Origin of the sequence: Trinickia sp. EG282A (assembly GCF_040965455.1) — a bacterium.
Lineage (GTDB): Bacteria > Pseudomonadota > Gammaproteobacteria > Burkholderiales > Burkholderiaceae > Trinickia > Trinickia symbiotica.
Window position 1 is genome coordinate 1 of the sequence record NZ_JBFRCC010000029.1, and the last position, 635, is coordinate 635.

Below are 635 nucleotides of genomic sequence, written 5' to 3' on the forward strand. Positions count from 1 at the left end.
GACGCTGCATAATCTCGCTTCTCTGCTGCTGATGCAGCAACGCAAGACGGCGGTGCCGAAGGGTAGTGGTGGTAGCGGCGCCGAGGCGGTTGAGCGAACGATCTTTAACAATTCACAGCCGATAAGTGTGGGCGCTTGATGGCGAACGCGGCCGGTCCCTGGGCTTGTATCAGGGAGCGGTATAGCGCAAGTATCAAAGGCTCACACGATGAAATAGAGGTTGCTTGGTCGCAAGACGAGGCAACCCCTGTCAGTACGTTGAGTGAGCGACCGGCTCGAGAGAGTCGAAAACAGTAACAGGCATTGAACTGAAGAGTTTGATCCTGGCTCAGATTGAACGCTGGCGGCATGCCTTACACATGCAAGTCGGACGGCAGCGCGGGCTTCGGCCTGGCGGCGAGTGGCGAACGGGTGAGTAAGACATCGGAACGTGTCCTGGAGTGGGGGATAGCCCGGCGAAAGCCGGATTAATACCGCATACGCTCTATGGAGGAAAGCGGGGGATCGCAAGACCTCGCGCTCAAGGGGCGGCCGATGGCGGATTAGCTAGTTGGTGGGGTAAAGGCCTACCAAGGCGACGATCCGTAGCTGGTCTGAGAGGACGACCAGCCACACTGGGACTGAGACACGGCCCA

At 58.7% G+C, this 635-nt stretch carries 1 rRNA gene; it reads left to right on the plus strand.

Going from position 1 to position 635, the window contains the following annotated elements:
• Window positions 1–305 precede the first annotated feature (305 nt).
• Window positions 306–635 (plus strand): 16S ribosomal RNA (locus AB4Y31_RS31755); the annotation flags it as partial.